Below are 16,909 nucleotides of genomic sequence, written 5' to 3'. Positions count from 1 at the left end.
TTCATGAAATTCCGGATCGACACCTTCACCCTGCTGCTACTGGGCGCCATCGTACTGGCGACCTTCCTGCCCGCCACTGGCCAGGCCGGGGACGCCTTGGCAACTACCGGAACCGTCGCTGTCGCCCTGCTCTTCTTCTTCCATGGCGCGGCACTTTCCAGGGAACAGATTATTGCCGGTGCCACCCACTGGCGGCTGCATATCCTGATCACCTCACTCACGTTTATTTTCTTTCCGCTGGCGGTGCTGCCGATCAACGGGCTCAGCGACATTGCTCCCTCGTGGATGCCCAAGGATCTTGGGCTCGGGTTTCTTTACCTGGGCGTGCTGCCTTCCGCGGTCTCTTCCTCCATCGCCTATACTGCGATGGCCAGGGGCAACGTGCCAGCCGCCATCTGCAGTGCAGCCGCCTCCAATGTTTTCGGCATGATGCTGACACCGTTCCTGCTGTTGCTGTTGGTAAGCACGTCCGGCGGCGGGGATTTCTCCATAGCGGAGGCCCTGAAAGACATCATTCTTCAATTGCTTCTGCCCTTTGCAGTGGGCCATGCCCTGAGGCCCTGGCTAGGAGGATTCCTCGGCAGAAACGAAACCCTGATGTCACGGTATGATCAATGCGTGATCTGGCTGATTGTCTATTCCGCCTTCTCACACTCGGTGGAAAGCGGATTGTGGGAGAACCTGCCACTGCAGGCCATCCTGTTCGCCATCGGGCTGTGCCTGGGATTACTACTGCTGTTTATGGTGTTTGCGAAGTTTCTGGTGCGACGATTTGGCTTCAGCCTGGAAGATGAGGCGGCGGTGGTGTTCTGCGGCTCTAAGAAGAGCCTGGCGTCAGGCCTGCCCATGGCGAAGGTTTTGTTCTCCGGCCATCCCGGTTTCGGCATGATCGTTTTACCGATCATGTGCTACAACCAGATACAGGTGATTGTCGGGGCGATCCTGGCCCAGAAGTACCGTGAAAAAATTGAGCGAGCAAACGCCAATAAGGTTAGCTAACCGGGGGCCGGCGGAATTAACCGCCGCCCATCCCGCCAAACAGCGTGGCGAGAATCGCCAGGCCGACAATCCAGCCAATCACCGCCGGCCAGAAATTCATCATCTGCGGTGGCTGCTCACCCTGCTCTTCCGCCATACCAGGCTCCGAGTAGTTACGCTCGTCTGCTGCCTCAGGAGCCTCTTCCACGCTAAACCAGCCAAACCACTCCCCCAGAAACTGGGCAACTGGCGCCTGGAAAGTCCCGTTTTCAGCCATCGGGCGCACCTGGGGCTCAAGTTGCCGGCCAATTTCGCGTCGCAACTGCGGCTGATCGGCAGGCGGTTCGCACAGAATGGCTTTCCAGATGCCCGCATCTTTGCTTCTGGACGAGTCGTTTAGCAGTGCCTTGATCTGGATAACAACCTCACGGACCACCTGTCCGTCGTTGGCATCCAGGGGACGTTCAGCCGCCTCGTCTGGCCCCTGAGCCGGCTGTTCAGGCTGAACAGCGTTCTCGGTCCGCATAACCGGGGCCGGAGCATCGCCCACCGCTTCGCGGAAGGCCTGCTCCAGGCTTCTGGCCTCGTCTTCAGAGGCAAATTTGAGCTGTTGCTCATACGCATCCTGGATCTTCCGACGATCGCCGGTTGGCTCAATTCCAAGGATTTCCCAACAATTCATACAGCTGCAACTCCCGGGCCGAGATTCATTACATTTCAGAGAGACAAAACGTCTGTAGTCCCTTACGATAGGAACCAATCATAATAAAACCGCTTTATCCTTTTTCTCGGCAGATTATAGAACGTCAACCATGCATCAATCGACAAAAACGGCAGGAATGGCTGACCGCCGCCCTCTCGCAACCTGCCTCGGCATCAGCCTTGCCCTGTCCGCCCTGCTTCCGGCTACCGCGCTCGGCCAAACTGACACACCTGATTTCATGCCTGGCTTGCTTGCCCTCGAAGGCGAACAAAGCGAAATCCCCGAAGTACTGACTACAACACGATTGCGCCAGTCCAAACTCCGGGTTCCCGGCACCACCACGATCATCACCGGCGACATGATCCGTGACCTCGGCATCATGAACCTCGTAGAGGCATTCCGGCTGGTTCCGGGCATGGTGGTTGGCCACTGGGGAAGCACCAACCCGGTGGCAACCTATCACGGTACTTCCCAGTACGAGCAACGCCGCCTGCAGGTTCAGATTGACGGGCGAACCGCCTACAGAATCAGCCTCGCAGACGTAGATTGGCTGGGCATGCCGGTGGCACTGGAAAATATCGAACGTATTGAAGTGAGCCGGGGCCCAAATTCCGCCGCCTATGGCATCAACGCGTTTCTTGGAAGCATCAATATCATTACCCGCTCACCGCAAGACACGGCGGGCGTGGAAGCCTACACCTCGGTTGGGTCGCGTGGTCACCTTCGCACGTTTACCTCTGTGGGCGATACCGATGCCGACAAAAGTTGGCGGTTGTCGTACGAGAAGCGCAAATCCAACGGCTTTGACAGTCAGATTGATGGCGGCCAGGAGATCCCCTTTCACGATGGCCACGACATCAACAACTTCAATTTCGACAGCGTATTCCGAATTGACCGCCAGCATTCGATTGACGTGCGAGCAGGCGTTCTGGATGGCGTAAATGAAGAAGATCTTGAGAAGTCCGGAAAGCTGGGCGCCACCACAAACCCGGACATTATCATGGATGACTACTACCTCCATGTCCGGTTCGACGGAGCGACCTCACCCGACCATTTCTACCACATTCAGGCAAGCTACCAGAATCAACGGCAGCGGCAACGTTGGTCGGTGTCAGCTCCTGCGGCCGAAATCAATGCCCTTCTGCCGACTGGTTTCCCGCCTTTCCCCGAAGATCAGGGGCCGTTCATCGCCGACCTGAACGAAGACCTGGAGGAAACCCGGCAGGAAATCGAATTTCAGGACACCATAATTTTCAGCGACCAATTCAAGCTGGTTTCCGGTTTAGGCTATCGCAAGGATTCTTTTGAGTCAGAAACCTTCTTTAACGGTAAAGGGAAAAATTACCAATCCCGGGTATTCGCGAACGCTGAGTACTCGCCCTTTCGGTGGCTGACCTTCAACGCAGGCGGCAACTGGGAGCGGACCACGACCACCGATGAAGACTATTTTTCCCCCAGAGCTGCGGCAAACTTTATCCTGAGCAACAACCACGCCCTGCGGTTTGTCTTTTCCCGGGCGGTTCGCACACCGGATGCCTTCGAACAGAATCCGGACTGGTCCTATACGCCTACCAACGTTCAGCCTCCCTTTGAAGCACTGGACGGCCAGAAGATCGAAGTGGAAAGTATCCTGGACCCGACTACGTCCACTTACGGGCAGAAGTTGGAAGAGGAGTGGATCACCTCCCGGGAGATCAGCTACTTTGGCCAGTTCCATCTGGAAAGTGCCCTGCTCTCGGTGGAGGTGCGCTACTTCAACGACGATTTCCATGACATGATCAGTGGCGTCATCAACGAAGAAGAATGGTATATCGCCAACAACGTTGATCTGGAGCAGGAAGGCGTGGAGCTGGAGACTTCCCTGGAATTCTCCGGCACCAAACTTCGGGCCACCTACGCCTATCTGGAACAGGAAGGCCGGTACACCGGCGATCCGGCCGCACTGCCCGTGGACAAACAGGAACGGGCTGTCGATCTACTTGCCCGACTCTCGGCCCGGGATTCCGGCAGCTTTGCCTGGATCCAGGATCTGCCAAAGGGCTTCATGACGTCAGCGGCCATGTACTGGACCAATGAAGTACGTGATACTCGATTCGAGCGAGCCGATTTCCGGTTGGCCCGTCGGGTGGACAAAAGCGATTACAGTTATATGCTGGCACTAACGATCCAGCACTACCTTAACCACAAACCATGGATCAGCCCGGATAACCGGATTGAGGATCAGAACCAGTTTTTTGTTGAGGCTGGTATTCGTTTCTGAATTTAACAAGGAAAGCGCGAGCCCTGGACGGTATGGAACGAAGGTCAGGCACGATACACCGAGAGCGGGCCGGTAGCGGAACCCGGAGCCTTTTTCCAAGGATCCTCTGCGTTCTGCTTCTCGCGCTATCTTCCGCGTTCGCCCATGCCCAGGGGTCACCGGCGAGCACTGTCTACTTCGCCGGTTCAGGCAACGCACCTCTTGATCAACATCTGGTTCAGCTCCTGAAGGGAGAACTTGAGCCAGCAATTTCCTTGATCGAGGTTTCCGATGACCAACTGGCTACGCTCGATGCCGGCCCGATTATCACTGTTGGACCCGCCGCTTTCTCCCGCGCTCGCCAGGCAAACCGTTCCGCTCATATTCTCGCGATGCTGGTTGATAAATCATTTATTTCAGGCTTTGCGGAACGCTCCCCTGGCCAGATCACCGGCGTTCTCTATGACGTTCCTCTCATCCGCCAGGCCCTGACGGGCAAGGCCATCCTGCCACAGGCTACCAAGATAGCCCTGCTGGCAACCGCAGACTCGGTGGAACTCTACGAGCCGCTGATTGACGAGCTGCCAACCTATGGCATGTCAGCACGGATATTTCTTGTCGACAACAACGACAAACTGATTCCGACGCTCGTCCGGGCACTGGGTTACGGTGATTTCCTGTTAGCTGCCCCGGACAGTGCCATTTACAACCCCAGAACCATCAAACATATTCTTCTGACCGCCTATCGTCGTAATCAGATCGTCATTGGGCCGACTCAGGCTTATGTGAAAGCGGGCTCACTGGCATCCAGTTATGCACCGTTCCCGGAGATGGTCGAAATGGCGGGTAACTTTCTCGCCACCTTTTTCGAGACAGGAAAGTTTCCGGCACCGTCCTATCCGGAAGATTTCCGGGTAGAAGTGAACGCTCAGGTTGCACGCTCCCTGAACATACCCCTTCCCAGCCGTGAAGATATTGCCACACGGGTGGATCGACAACTGACCGTCAACGGGGAGGTGTCTGATGAGTAACATCCACCGTCAGCAGCGCCCCCTGTCGCGCAAACTTCTGCTCCTGGGCGCGCTCCCGGCCGTTGTCATGTTCATCGTGCTTATGGTGTTCTTCACTTCCGCGCGCCTCGAAGACGCCCGCCGGGATTTGTCTGACAGCAGCCAGATGCTTGCGGACAGCCTGGCTCCTGCCCTGGAGTACGCCGTGGTTTCTGGTAACTCCCTGGCACTGGATCAGATCCTTTCCCAATCACTGCGCCGCAGCAAAGCTGACTGGATCCGCGTTTCTGACGTTATGGGTGACCAGATCGGATTTGTTTCCCATGAACCGGTCAACCCCGGCGATATGCCCAGGCGCTATCAGATTTACGAGGCCGACATTCTTCAGCAGCCCCTGGAATTTGGTTCGGAGCGTACTGCGGAATGGTTTGAACCAGACTATGGCTTTGGCTCAGGTTCCCTGCGGGTCGGTACGGTTCAGGTGGGTGTGGGTCACGATGTTCTGGCCGACAGACGACAGGATATCCTCTGGACTTCCATTGCGGTCGGCGTGGCCCTGCTTCTGTTTACCATGCTGATCATCAACCATTTTCTGGGGACTATTCTCGCGCCCATACGGGATCTCGCCGGACGAATTGGCAAACTGACTGCCGGTGAATACCAGGAACGCCCCCTGAATACCCATCAGAGTTCCCGGGAGATTGTCGCTATTGAAGAGCAACTCAACGAACTTGCACGGCACCTGGCGGGCCTGAAGACAGCCCGGGACCAGACACTGGCCGCATCCGAAGGCGCCCGGGAAAAGGCTGAAATGGCAAACCAGGCAAAATCCGAGTTCCTGGCCACCATGAGCCATGAGCTACGCACGCCCCTTAACGGTGTTCTTGGCATGGTGGATCTGGTTCAGGAGGATCCCCTGACCCATCGCCAACGGGAATACCTCAATACCGCCCGCCAATCCACCGAGGATCTCCTTACGGTGATTGCGGATATCCTCGATTACTCAAAGATGGACAGCGGCACCCTGCAGCTTGAGAACCAGGAATTTGACCTTCGGGAACTGATTTCAAACTGCACCGCTACCTATCGACATCTGGCTGAACAGCAGGGCCTCGCTCTCAATCTCAAATTCTTTGGCGACTGGCCTGACAACCCGATTGTGATTGGCGACGCCGCACGTCTTCGTCAGATCCTTGCCGGGCTGGCTGACAACGCCATCAAGTTTACCGGTGATGGTTTTATCAACATTCAGGCGGGCTGCTTCGCCCTCGAAGACAACTGCATCATTCTCAATTGCTCGGTGAGCGATTCCGGGTCCGGGATTCCGGTGGATCGTCTGCAGGACATCTTCAACTCCTTTGAGCAGCTGGACGGCGGAAATAGCCGGGGATATGGCGGCACCGGCCTGGGACTGTCCCTGGTCCAACGTCTGGTGGAACTCATGGGTGGCCACATTCAGGTCGAAACCGATCTGGGTAAAGGTTCCTCGTTCCGCTTTGAACTGCCCTTCGAGCTGGCCAATCCATCGAGTCAGCCAGAGCCTTCCGGCCCACCACCCAGGGAAGCCATCAATGGCACCAGCCACGCACTGGTGGTAGAGGACAACCCGGTGAACCAGCGTGTAGCCACGGCCATGCTAAAACGACTGGGATTTCAGACTGATTCCGCCAACAACGGCAAGGAAGCATTGGAGAGAGTAACCACTAATCACACGGGCTACGACATTATTCTGATGGATTGTCAGATGCCGGTGATGGATGGTTACGAAGCCACCCGTTATATCCGGGAGTGGGAACAGAGCAACGGCCAGATCGGTACGCCAATTATTGCGTTAACCGCAGACGTACTGCCCGGAACCGAGAAGAGTTGCCTCGATTGTGGCATGAACGACTATCTGGCCAAACCTGTCCGAAAGGAAATGCTGCGAGAGGTGCTCAGCCGCTGGATTCAGCTCTAATGAAGCTCCGGCGCCCTCACCCGGGCGCCGGCAAGAGCTCAGGCTACTGGCTCCCGCATGGTGACAAATTCTTCGGCAGAGGTCGGATGGATGCCGAGGGTGGAGTCAAACTGAGCCTTTGTGGCACCAGCCTTGATTGCAACCGCCAGGCCCTGGGTAATCTCACCCGCGTCCGGGCCCACCATATGGGCACCTAACACCCTGTCGGTCTCATCATCTACGACCAGCTTCATCAGGCTACGCTCATCCCGACCACTGAGGGTGTATTTCATCGGACGGAACTCGGAACGGTAAATCCGCAGTCGATGCCCCGCTTCCCGGGCCTCTTCCTCAGTCAGCCCAACGGTACCGATGTTGGGCTGGCAGAACACGGCGGTTGGAATAGCGGAATAGTCCATCTCACCTTTGCCGTCCCCAAACAGCCGCCTGGAGAGCACCATGCCCTGTGCCAGGGCGACCGGCGTGAGCTGGGGCGTTCCAATGACATCACCCAGTGCCGTGATTGAGGGCACCGCTGTCTGGAAGTGATCGTCAACCACAACATGACCTGAAGCGCTGAGTTGAACGCCAAGATCCGTCAGGCCCAGACCGTCGACAAGCGCCCTGCGCCCGGTCGCCGCCATCACCAGGCCGGTTTCCAGGGTTTCGCCATTGTTCAGTTGAACCTGATAGTGGGCATTTTCGGCTTCAACGGATTCAATGGTCACACCGAACCGCAGGTTCACGCCTTTCTTGCGCATCTCCTGCTCGGTAAACCGTCGGATGTCACCATCAAACCCACGCAGGAACAGATCGCCGCGATACAGCAATGTGGTTTCAACACCCAATCCCGCCAGGATGCCGGCAAACTCCACAGCAATGTAGCCGCCGCCCCAAACCACCGCCTGCTTCGGCAGCTGTGGCAGGTAAAACATCTCGTTAGAGGTGAGGATGCATTCCTTGCCGGGCACGTCCGGAATAACCGGCCAGCTACCTGTGGCAATGGTAATGTGTTTGGCCCGGTAAGACGTATCGCCAACCACCACCGTATTGGCGTCCGACAGTGACGCCGTCCCTTCGATGATGGTTACGCCGGCATTTTCCAGCAACCGGCCATAAATGCCGTTCAGGCGTTCAATCTCGGCGTTCTTGTTGGCCACCAGCTTTGGCCAGTCGAAACTGACATCATCGAGAGGCACCTGCCAGCCATAACCGGCTGCGTCTTCCAGCTCATCGTGAACGTGAGCCCCGTACACAAACAGTTTCTTGGGCACGCAGCCAACGTTCACGCAGGTTCCGCCAAGATACCTGGATTCAACCACAGCCACCTTGGCGCCCCGCTGAGCAGACATTCGGGCGAGACGAACACCGCCGGAGCCGGCTCCGATAACAATCAGATCAAAATCCTGCTGGTCAGACACAGCTTCTCCCGTTAAACATTAAATAAGGTCAGGTTTGGCCGGGCGCGGCCGCTTTACTTTCCGGATGCACTTCCCTGAACAGCACGTGATCCTCAAAATCGCCGAGCTGTATCTTGCCAAGGCTCCGGAACCCCTCGGATTCGTAGAAGGGCAAATAGCGATTGTTCCCCGTATCAAGTACCAGGCCACTACCCCGGGGATTCTCTGCACAGAGCTTTTCAACGGTTTTCAGCAACAACCGGCCATAGCCGCAATTCTGGTACTTGGGGTTAACCCCCATCATTGGCAACTGGTGGGCCAGCGGTTGCGGCAGCATGTCGCGAATTTTCTCGTGGTAATCCAGATACCGGCGTGTGGAGGCAAAACCGGTGGTCAGCACCATACGAATCCGCCAGCTGATCTGATCAGCCAGGTTCATCCGTAGTTCCGGATCACCGATGAACGCCACCGCGACAAGCGTATCGTCAACCATCACACCGATCGCATCCTGATCAAGCTCAAAATAAAGGTCTATCAATTCCCTTATGGTGGCTCTTACACGCTGATCGTAACCAGGGCGTCGGTGATCGAACAGATACTGGAACGTTGGCTCGTTCCGGTAGGCGTGAAACAGAATGGATCTGGCTTCATTGCGCGCCGTTTCGTCGAGACGAACAATGGCTGGCTCGGATTTGTTCTTGTTGTCGCTGCCGCTACTCATCGCTTCCCTCTCCTGCGTCAGTTCCGGACAAAATGCCCGGAATCTGGTTTTCAGAATCAGATGGTCAGTGTTAAACGAACGGATACCCGCCCCGGTTCACTTGCCCTGTCCATGGCGGCCTGGTCGATCACCACGCCATGGTTGCCATTCAGGCGCTCCAGCCACGCGGCCACTTCTGCAAAGGGCGCGTTCTCAAGCCAGACACGGATGGCGTCCTCGCCGCTGGGTTCAAACCGCTGAAGTGACAGGCCAGCCTCCCCGGCGGAACGGGTTACCAGGGCCATCAGGGCGCGACCATCAGCGGGCGTGTCGGCCGTTGCCGTCGCGCTGCTGCCACCGGCATTGCCCAGGCGTTGAATGGTCTGTTCGTTGGCCTGCATCCAGGCCAACAATTCACCGGAGTTGTCTCGCGCAGCCTCAGATTGCTCATAGAAACCCGCAGCCGGACGCCATACGGCAAAATACAGAATGCCAAGAAAAACCGCGATGGCCAGTACCATCAGGGCCTGCTGGTCGCGGCGGGGCAACTGGTCGTATTGCGCAATGAGTTTGCCGACCGCCGGCTGATCTTTGATTCGGGAAAGCATTCCTTTAACCTCCAGAGACCGTGAGGCGGCCACGTGCGCCGCTGGCTTCGTTTACAACCGAGCCAATCTGCGCTTCCAGGCCCTGATTTGCCAGCCCGTTTCGCAGGGCGCTCAGGCGATCGTAACTGTCTGCTCGCACGTCCACGATAAGCTCACCGCGGGAGCGGCTGTAGTTCACTGAATTGAAGTTAACCCCCTGGCTACCCGGCAGACGGGCATATTGCTGGCCGGTGTATTTCATCAGGGTGATGAAGTCCACTTCCGGCCCGCTGGAGCCGGCAACCCGCAACTGCCCTTCGATAACACGCCGGACATTGCCTGCATGGGTGCGCCGGTCATTGGGGAAAGCGTCTCGATAGATTGCCATGGCCTCACTTCGTAATTCGTCTGCCTGATTCTGGTAGTAAAATCCCATGCCGGCATTCAGAGCTACCTGAACCCCGAACCAGACTGCTGCCACCGCAATCAACGGCTTCCATGGCTTCAGCGGGCTGGACTTGCCGGATTTCGAAGAAAACATGCCCTGGCACAGGTTCACCGGCTCGCAGAGGTGGTGGTGATGGGCGTAGGCGAGCAATTCCAGCGGCATCAGTTCCAGCATCTCCTTGCGAACGGCCAGGCGGCCAGAAGCACTGAGCTCGGTGATCGCTGATTGCTGGATATCAAACTCATCGGAAGTGCCGTACACGGTGACCGGAATTTCTGCCACGACTTCCTCGGCAGACGGTGCCGCGAGGGTGTGGGCGAACATACCGAGGTTTGCAGACTGCATGCTCAGCCACTCGCCCCGTTCGCTTACCATCATGGCCGTCTCGCCATCCAGGCAAACAGACCAACCGCCTTCGGTGCGAGGCAACAACGAGGCATCCGGGTAAATGGCATCCAGGCGCACATTCTCCCAGCCGCTGAACAGCTGTACCAATTGCCCCATCCGCTCCCTGTCTATGGCAGCCACCCGGTACCCATGGTCGGTGTGGGACCCCAGGGCCAGGTGCACAGAATCAATGTCCTGGGCAATCTGCTCCTCAACCGCGTAGGGCAAGGCCTGGTTGATAAACCGGCTTTGCTTCGCGGGAATGTCAGCCAGGCAGTAAATCGCTTCCTCACCAGGAATAAGGCCAATCAACAGGACGTTATCCAGGGCATTCTGTCCCAGAGTATTCTCGATGGTATCGCGGCTGTCGCCGGTACCCCGGGCCTGGGCATCGCCACTGGCGTCGTGCAGCACCCAGTTGAACATCTGGGCACCGGGATCCTGGTCAGCGTCCGCAAAGGGCGGTATCGGGCGGACGTAAAGGCGATAAGACATGATTATCCTTCTGAAATGGTAAAAGGCTCTTTGGTGATTCGGTTTTTCTGCCCGGTATCCCTGTTAACCGTCTGGACTTCGCCTTCCGGAGTCCGGAACACGGTACTGACCATATTCACGACACGGTTATCGTAGGTAATCCGCGAGGCAACTTCAAAAAACCGTGTCTGCAACCCCAGGCCATTCGATTTGAGTCCCAGACCGGCGAACTCCGGCAACGCCAGAAAGTCCTGAAGGTTCTCGAACCGTTCCTCTTCCCGCTTCTCAAGAATAGACGCAGCCTGGGCGTCCGTCAGCTCTTCATGGAGCGAGCGGATCACCATGGCAGTGGCGGTGTTCACATTGATCCCCGCACCGTTTACCGGCAGCGCCGCCACGTGGGGCCTAAGGGCCCGATAAATCTCTTCGGTCATACCCTCTATCAGGCGCAGCTCGGTCACCGTGGTGAAAGGCTGGTTGGCAGCCCGGTAGCCCTGCTCGGCCATCAGGTACTGGCCATCCTCCGCGCCATAGGCAGTTACTGTCTGGTCGTTGGGGTCGATCCAGTCCACCAGCGAGTCCACGGAAACGGCCGTTATGCCCAGTGCAGCAAACAACTGAACGAAACGATTCCGGACGATGGGGTCTACCTGGCCATTGGCGCCCACCAGATCATTGAGGTTCAGACGGCCACCCAGGTCATCAATCTGAACCTCGGCCACGCCGTTATCATCCAGCGGCAGAACGGCCGCGTTGGCGGCCCAGAACTCGTCGAGGCTGTCGACCATCAGGTTCTCTTCCTTGTCCTCGTCATAATCCCTGCGCAGGATCTGGCGGGCAAAGGCTTCGGCACCGAGGGCAATACTCTGGCCCTGCTGCTGGGCCAGATAATGGCCCGCCTTGAACACCCTCAGGCTCTGCTGCTGCGTCATGCCTGACGCGAGCATGACCACCAGGGCCATGGCCAGCAGCACCATGATCAAGGCGACACCGCGCTGACGGTAAGGTAACTGAGGGATCTGCCCCATAGCGGCCTAGCCCCCCTGCCCGGTTGCGCCGGTATTCTCACCGGGTTGTTCTGTAGTGGTCTCCTCTTCGGCAGTTTCCTCTTCCGCCTCACTGGCAGCCTGGTTGGCCTGATTCAGGGCACCCTGGGCAACTGCCGGATCAAAATCCGGCAGGGCAAAGGTCCTCACCAGCGTTCCGAAACGTTCATGCTCCAGAGTCACTTCCATTCCCAACGGCAATGGAATATCCGGGCGGCTACCAGGGGTCAATCCGGCCATCACTTCATCCGTTGGCCACTGGGGCTGCCAGCTCCGGTTGGAATCCAAAAACCGTACTTCGAGGCGTTTTACGCCTTCCAGAAGCAGTACGTCACGGCTGTCATCTTCCTGGCCCTGGTCTACCATGGGCCAATACCGGCGCCGCAATTCACTGCCGGTGTATTCCCAGCCAACACGCTGCAGGCCACTGCGGCGGATGCCAAGGGGATTGCGCCAGCCCTGGCGGGTCAGCAACAGAGAGAAATCATCCTCTCGGCTGGACAATGCGGGCTGGAAATCGCCGTAGATATCCCTGGCCGGCCGGTTGACCACCTGCATGATATCCCGCTCCAGCAAGAGCATGGCACGCTGAAGACCGTCAAACTGTTCAGCCAGTTCGTTTACCCGATCACGGGAATTCACCACCCCATTGATAACCTGCCACACACCAAGCCCAATGACGGCGGTAATGGTGACGGCGATCAACACCTCCAACAGGGTGAAACCATTTTGCCGCGGTTGGCAGCGCTGGCGAGGCACGGACATCATTGTGCCCCCACGAAAGCAGACAGGGTATGTATCGGAACCGGCTGCGCGCCTTCCTCCCGGTAACGGGCGACAGTGACCTCCACGCGGCGCATCTTCGCCTCGGCGGTGGCAAGTATCGCAGTGGTTACCCGCCAACGATAAGGCCCGAAATCGGCATCCTTGGAGTTCTCGGAGATTCCCGGGATGTTTTCCTGAAGGCGGATTTCGTTGATCCGGTTTTCTGCCAACCAGCTTGCCAGGGTTTTGTCCCGCACCCGTTCATAACTGGAAATGTACTGGCTGCCGACTTCGGCTGCTGCAGTCGCGATCAGGCCGAAAACAAGCAGAGCGATGAGCACTTCGATCAGGGTAAACCCTTTCTGCGTTCTCACCCGCTACTCCCCTCATCGCTCGGCTTGCGCCATTCCATGGGCGACACGCCATCAGAAGCCAGCACATGCATGGTGTCTGACCCGTTGCCGATGGTGAATTCAAGCTCGAACGGCGTTGTCTCGCCACTGGAGAAGAACACCACATCCGGGAGCAAGGTGTCTTCGGATGAAGCCAACCGCGGTGCGTCGCTTTCAATAAACTCGGTAACGGTCAGCCATTCGGGAAGGCTTCTGGCCCGGAACATGCGCTCGCCAGAGGCTTTCCAGTCCCCGGTCTGATCCTGAAAGGCCACGAACTGGTAGCCATCTTCCTCCAGCCGCAAACCCAGTTCCAGGTTGTTGAGCACCGCCTGCTCGGAAGCAGTCTGCATGAGCAGATACAACTCCCGCACTTCGTTTTCCAATTCCCGCTGTTGGGAGCTTCCCCCCATTGTAAACACGGCAAGGGAGGCCAGCAGACCCACAACCACCAGGACCACCAGTATTTCAATCAGGGTGAAACCGGTCTGTCGGGATCTGACCTGCACAGTAATTTAGCCCTCGGTATTCCAGACGCTGATATCGGCAGCGTCGCCGTCGCCGCCTTCCTGGCCGTCGGAGCCATAGGAATACAGATCATAGGGGCCTTCCGTGCCCGGGCTCACGTACTGGTATTCGGCTCCCCAGGGATCTTCAGGAACACTCTTCAGGTAACCGTCCGGGTTCCAGTTCTTCGGTTCCGGGCTGCCGCTGGGCCTGGATACCAGTGCTTCAAGGCCCTGTTGAGTCGACGGATAATGGCTGTTATCCAGGCGGTACAGGTCCAGTGCATTGGCAATGTTGCTCAACTGGGTTTCCGCCACGGTGACTTTTGCCTGATCACTCCTGCCCATGATGTTGGGGGCCACGATGGCCACCAGCAGGCCCAGGATCACCATCACCACCATGATTTCGATCAGGGTAAAGCCACGGTTGGAGTTGTGTGTATTGAGGTTCTTGATGGTCATTGTCTCACTCGTCATTGGCATGGATTGCTTTCGGTTCGGATTCGTCTACTGACAATCCGGCGTGGGTTTCATCCCACGAGATTACTCATATTCAGTATCGGCAACATGATGGCCAGTACGATAATCAGCACCACGACGCCCATCACCAGCAGCATCATGGGCTCAAACAGCCCTACGATGGCGGCGATCTTGGACTGCAGGGTGTTTTCCTGCATGCGCGCGGTCCGCTCCAGCATGCTGTCCAGCTCACCACTGGCCTCCCCGCTGGCGATCATGTGCAGCATCATCGGCGGGAAGTATCCGGTCTGGTCGAGGGAACGGTGTAACGAGCCGCCTTCACTAACTTTTCGGGCCGCATCCCGCAATTCCTGCCGCAGGAAATCGTTGGAGAGCACCTCACCGGCAATGCGCATCGCCTCAACCAGCGGCACGCCACTGGTGGTCAGAATGCTCAGGGTGCTGGCATACCGGGCGGTGTTTACGCCGCGAACCATCCCGGAAAACAGTGGCAGATGTAACAGGCGCTTGTGAAACCGTAGCCGGAACCCGGGCTTGGTCAGGAAAAACCGGAACACCATCAGTGCACCGACCAGCAGTATAAACAGGTAGACACCGTAATCCGCCAGAAATTCCGACACCGCAAGCATCGCCATGGTCAGCGTTGGCAGTTCCTGTCCCTGCTTCAGAAACACATCGATGATATCCGGCACCACGTAGGTAAGCAGGAACACCACGATGGCAATCGCGACGATACTCAGAATGATGGGGTAGATCGCCGCCAGCTGAATTTTCTGACGCGCCTCCTGACGGCTTTCGGTGTAATCCGCCAGCCGGTTGAGTACCAGGTCCAGATGGCCTGCATGTTCCCCTGCAGCAACGGTAGATCGATACAGTCTCGGAAACGCGCGCGGGAACTCACCCAGACTGTCTGCCAGGGTATAGCCCTCCATGACCTTGGCCCGGATAGCGATCAGCATGCTGCGTATCCTGGGTTTCGGCGACTGCTGGGCCGCTGCGGAGAGCGCCTGCTCAATGGGAATGCCTGATTGAATCAGCGTTGCCAGCTGGCGGGTAACCAGCGCCAGATCGGCAGCGGCGAGCGAACCCCGGCTACTCAGGGGATTGCTACGGGCCTGCTTTTCCGCTGCCGGCTCAACCGCCAGTGGCGTCAGGCCACGTTCCCGGAGTTGCTGGCGGACGGCTCTAGGGGCATCCGCCTCGACCACACCATGCTTCTGCTTGCCCCGGGAATCTAGCGCCTTGTATTCGTAAGCTGGCATGATTTACTGACCCCGGTGCGTAACGCGGAGTACTTCTTCCACCGTGGTCACACCATCCAGTATTTTCTGCACACCGTCTGCGTGAATACTCGGGCCATGCTGGCGAGCCACCTTTTCCAGGTCCAGTTCTCCGGCCCGCCTGTGAATGAGCGAGCTGATTTCCTCGGAGATTTCCACCACTTCATAGATACCGATACGCCCGCGATAACCCAGCTGGTTGCAATGGCTACAACCGGTTGCCCGGTAAATGGTGGGCGGATTGGCGGGATCCTGCTGCAGGAACTCGCAGTGCTCTTCTGCGGGGGTGTAGGGCTCCCGGCATTCCTTGCACAGAACCCGAACCAGCCGCTGGGCGACAATACCCACAAGGCTCGATGAAATCAGGAAGGGCTCAATGCCCATGTCCATAAGCCGGGTGATGGCGCCAACGGCGGTGTTGGTATGCAGCGTGGACAGTACCAGGTGGCCGGTCAGACTGGCCTGTACCGCGATCTCTGCCGTTTCCAGGTCACGGATCTCCCCGATCATCACCACGTCGGGATCCTGACGCAGAATAGCCCGAAGGCCCCGGGCAAAGGTCATGTCCACTTTGGTGTTGACCTGGGTCTGGCCAATCCCCGGCAGGTTGTACTCGATTGGGTCTTCAACGGTCAGGATGTTGCGGCTGCGATCGTTGATTTCCTGCAGCGAGGCATAGAGTGTGGTGGATTTACCGGAACCGGTCGGGCCAGTCACCAGCAGGATACCGTAGGGCCGATAAATCAGCTTGCGCAGAACCTTCAGGTCCTGCCCCGCCATACCCAGGGATTCCAGGCGGATGGCACCTGCCTGCTTATCCAGCAAACGCAGCACCACGCGCTCCCCACTTGAAGACGGCATGGTAGATACCCGGATATCCACTTCACGCCCTGCCACCCGAAGTGCGATACGACCATCCTGGGGCACGCGCTTCTCGGCAATATCCAGCTTCGCCATAACCTTGATCCGGGACACCAGCAACGGGGCCAGCGCCCGCTTGGGCTCTACCACTTCCCGCAGCACGCCATCCACCCTGAAACGTACCACCAGCCGTTTTTCATAGGTTTCGATGTGAACGTCCGAGGCACTGGTTTTCACCGCTTCGGTCAGGATGGCGTTAATGAGACGGATGATCGGCGCATCGTCTTCCTGTTCCAGCAAGTCCTCGGTTTCCGGCACCGAATCCGCCAGGGACGCCAGATCCATATCGTCGCCGATCCCCTCCACCATCTGCATGGCTTCGGCGGAATCGTTCTGATACGCGGAATTCAGGGCCTGATCGAACCGGTCCGGATCAATGGTGGCAAAACGGGCCCGACCGCCACTGATACGGTTCGCTTCCGCCAGGGCGGAATGGGACGCACCGGGGCGAACCAGAATAACCGGCTCGCCGGCATCCGAACGGGTCAGGATTACTCCGTTGCGCTTGGCAAAAGTAAACGGAAGACGGCCCAGCGGAGCATCCTGCGGCTGAAGTTCAGTGTCTATGGTCAAGGTCGTCCTCGTTCGTGAAACCCTTTTCGATTCAACTAATTCAGAAAGGCTACCACAGGATATGGACCCGCTGAATAACTCTAT

At 57.6% G+C, this 16,909-nt stretch carries 16 protein-coding genes; 4 read left to right on the top strand and 12 right to left on the bottom strand.

What is annotated here, in order from left to right; genetic code table 11:
* Positions 1–3 precede the first annotated feature (3 nt).
* A complete protein-coding gene (locus tag ACO06L_RS02885) occupies positions 4–999 on the top strand; it encodes a bile acid:sodium symporter family protein (protein WP_202346605.1) in 996 nt (331 codons plus the stop codon).
* 16 nt (positions 1,000–1,015) lie between these two features.
* Here ACO06L_RS02885 and ACO06L_RS02880 read toward each other — a convergent pair whose 3' ends face one another.
* Positions 1,016–1,660, bottom strand: coding sequence for a J domain-containing protein (locus ACO06L_RS02880; RefSeq protein ID WP_202346606.1), 645 nt, complete (start codon positions 1,658–1,660; stop codon positions 1,016–1,018).
* 157 nt (positions 1,661–1,817) lie between these two features.
* Between ACO06L_RS02880 and ACO06L_RS02875 the strand changes: the two genes are divergently transcribed.
* Genes ACO06L_RS02875 through ACO06L_RS02865 form a run of 3 tightly spaced genes read left to right on the top strand, consistent with a single transcriptional unit; the run spans position 1,818 to position 6,887 of the window.
* Positions 1,818–3,941 (top strand): TonB-dependent receptor plug domain-containing protein, encoded by a 2,124-nt coding sequence (locus ACO06L_RS02875; RefSeq protein WP_227715818.1) that lies wholly within the window; start codon positions 1,818–1,820, stop codon positions 3,939–3,941.
* 32 nt (positions 3,942–3,973) lie between these two features.
* Positions 3,974–4,951, top strand: coding sequence for an ABC transporter substrate-binding protein (locus tag ACO06L_RS02870; protein ID WP_064227985.1), 978 nt, complete (start codon positions 3,974–3,976; stop codon positions 4,949–4,951).
* Positions 4,944–6,887 carry an ATP-binding protein gene (locus tag ACO06L_RS02865; RefSeq protein ID WP_336143693.1) on the top strand — a complete coding sequence of 648 codons (1,944 nt, stop codon included), beginning with the start codon at positions 4,944–4,946 and terminating at the stop codon, positions 6,885–6,887. Before ACO06L_RS02870 ends, ACO06L_RS02865 begins: the two co-directional genes overlap by 8 nt.
* Before the next feature lie 38 nt (positions 6,888–6,925).
* Here the strand turns inward: ACO06L_RS02865 and gorA are convergent, their stop codons facing one another.
* The 11 genes from gorA to gspE form a co-directional block, all read right to left on the bottom strand.
* Entirely contained in the window at positions 6,926–8,287 is a 1,362-nt protein-coding gene (gene gorA, locus ACO06L_RS02860) for a glutathione-disulfide reductase (protein WP_202346608.1), read from the bottom strand.
* 28 nt (positions 8,288–8,315) lie between these two features.
* Positions 8,316–8,987, bottom strand: a complete 672-nt coding sequence (locus ACO06L_RS02855; RefSeq protein WP_202346609.1) for a GNAT family N-acetyltransferase — start codon at positions 8,985–8,987, stop codon at positions 8,316–8,318.
* Between the two features lie 56 nt (positions 8,988–9,043).
* Positions 9,044–9,574 carry a type II secretion system protein GspM gene (gene gspM, locus ACO06L_RS02850; protein WP_202346610.1) on the bottom strand — a complete coding sequence of 177 codons (531 nt, stop codon included), beginning with the start codon at positions 9,572–9,574 and terminating at the stop codon, positions 9,044–9,046.
* 4 nt (positions 9,575–9,578) lie between these two features.
* The gene (gene gspL / locus ACO06L_RS02845; RefSeq protein WP_202346611.1) at positions 9,579–10,883 is read right to left on the bottom strand and encodes a type II secretion system protein GspL; all 1,305 of its coding nucleotides are present in this window, start codon (positions 10,881–10,883) and stop codon (positions 9,579–9,581) included.
* A 2-nt stretch (positions 10,884–10,885) separates the two neighbouring features.
* On the bottom strand, positions 10,886–11,890 hold the full coding sequence (gspK, locus tag ACO06L_RS02840; RefSeq protein WP_202346612.1) for a type II secretion system minor pseudopilin GspK: 1,005 nt from the start codon (positions 11,888–11,890) through the stop codon (positions 10,886–10,888).
* A 6-nt stretch (positions 11,891–11,896) separates the two neighbouring features.
* Positions 11,897–12,673 (bottom strand): type II secretion system minor pseudopilin GspJ, encoded by a 777-nt coding sequence (gene gspJ / locus ACO06L_RS02835; RefSeq protein ID WP_202346815.1) that lies wholly within the window; start codon positions 12,671–12,673, stop codon positions 11,897–11,899.
* On the bottom strand, positions 12,673–13,047 hold the full coding sequence (gspI, locus tag ACO06L_RS02830) for a type II secretion system minor pseudopilin GspI (RefSeq protein WP_064227993.1): 375 nt from the start codon (positions 13,045–13,047) through the stop codon (positions 12,673–12,675). The genes gspJ and gspI overlap by 1 nt, the downstream gene beginning before the upstream one ends.
* Positions 13,044–13,574 (bottom strand): type II secretion system minor pseudopilin GspH, encoded by a 531-nt coding sequence (gene gspH, locus ACO06L_RS02825; RefSeq protein ID WP_202346613.1) that lies wholly within the window; start codon positions 13,572–13,574, stop codon positions 13,044–13,046. The genes gspI and gspH overlap by 4 nt, the downstream gene beginning before the upstream one ends.
* Positions 13,575–13,580: 6 nt before the next feature.
* A complete protein-coding gene (gene gspG / locus ACO06L_RS02820; protein ID WP_202346614.1) occupies positions 13,581–14,033 on the bottom strand; it encodes a type II secretion system major pseudopilin GspG in 453 nt (150 codons plus the stop codon).
* Between the two features lie 68 nt (positions 14,034–14,101).
* Positions 14,102–15,313, bottom strand: a complete 1,212-nt coding sequence (gspF, locus tag ACO06L_RS02815; protein ID WP_202346615.1) for a type II secretion system inner membrane protein GspF — start codon at positions 15,311–15,313, stop codon at positions 14,102–14,104.
* Between the two features lie 3 nt (positions 15,314–15,316).
* Positions 15,317–16,825 (bottom strand): type II secretion system ATPase GspE, encoded by a 1,509-nt coding sequence (gene gspE, locus ACO06L_RS02810; protein ID WP_202346616.1) that lies wholly within the window; start codon positions 16,823–16,825, stop codon positions 15,317–15,319.
* Positions 16,826–16,909 lie beyond the last annotated feature (84 nt).

The sequence above is a fragment of the Marinobacter sp. genome, from assembly GCF_965229985.1.
Taxonomy (GTDB): domain Bacteria; phylum Pseudomonadota; class Gammaproteobacteria; order Pseudomonadales; family Oleiphilaceae; genus Marinobacter.
Note: the sequence above shows the minus strand (reverse complement) of the source record. Positions and strands in the feature narration are given on the sequence as shown.

Bases quoted from the DNA above. Each gene is read 5' to 3' on its own strand.
- ACO06L_RS02880 (WP_202346606.1), bottom strand. From the start codon at position 1,660: ATGAATTGTTGGGAAATCCTTGGAATTGAGCCAACCGGCGATCGTCGG.
- ACO06L_RS02865 (WP_336143693.1), top strand. From the start codon at position 4,944: ATGAGTAACATCCACCGTCAGCAGCGCCCCCTGTCGCGCAAACTTCTG.
- gspF (WP_202346615.1), bottom strand. From the start codon at position 15,313: ATGCCAGCTTACGAATACAAGGCGCTAGATTCCCGGGGCAAGCAGAAG.
- ACO06L_RS02875 (WP_227715818.1), top strand. From the start codon at position 1,818: ATGGCTGACCGCCGCCCTCTCGCAACCTGCCTCGGCATCAGCCTTGCC.
- gspJ (WP_202346815.1), bottom strand. From the start codon at position 12,673: ATGTCCGTGCCTCGCCAGCGCTGCCAACCGCGGCAAAATGGTTTCACC.
- gspM (WP_202346610.1), bottom strand. From the start codon at position 9,574: ATGCTTTCCCGAATCAAAGATCAGCCGGCGGTCGGCAAACTCATTGCG.
- gspK (WP_202346612.1), bottom strand. From the start codon at position 11,890: ATGGGGCAGATCCCTCAGTTACCTTACCGTCAGCGCGGTGTCGCCTTG.
- ACO06L_RS02870 (WP_064227985.1), top strand. From the start codon at position 3,974: ATGGAACGAAGGTCAGGCACGATACACCGAGAGCGGGCCGGTAGCGGA.
- gspL (WP_202346611.1), bottom strand. From the start codon at position 10,883: ATGTCTTATCGCCTTTACGTCCGCCCGATACCGCCCTTTGCGGACGCT.
- ACO06L_RS02855 (WP_202346609.1), bottom strand. From the start codon at position 8,987: ATGAGTAGCGGCAGCGACAACAAGAACAAATCCGAGCCAGCCATTGTT.
- ACO06L_RS02885 (WP_202346605.1), top strand. From the start codon at position 4: ATGAAATTCCGGATCGACACCTTCACCCTGCTGCTACTGGGCGCCATC.
- gspG (WP_202346614.1), bottom strand. From the start codon at position 14,033: ATGACCATCAAGAACCTCAATACACACAACTCCAACCGTGGCTTTACC.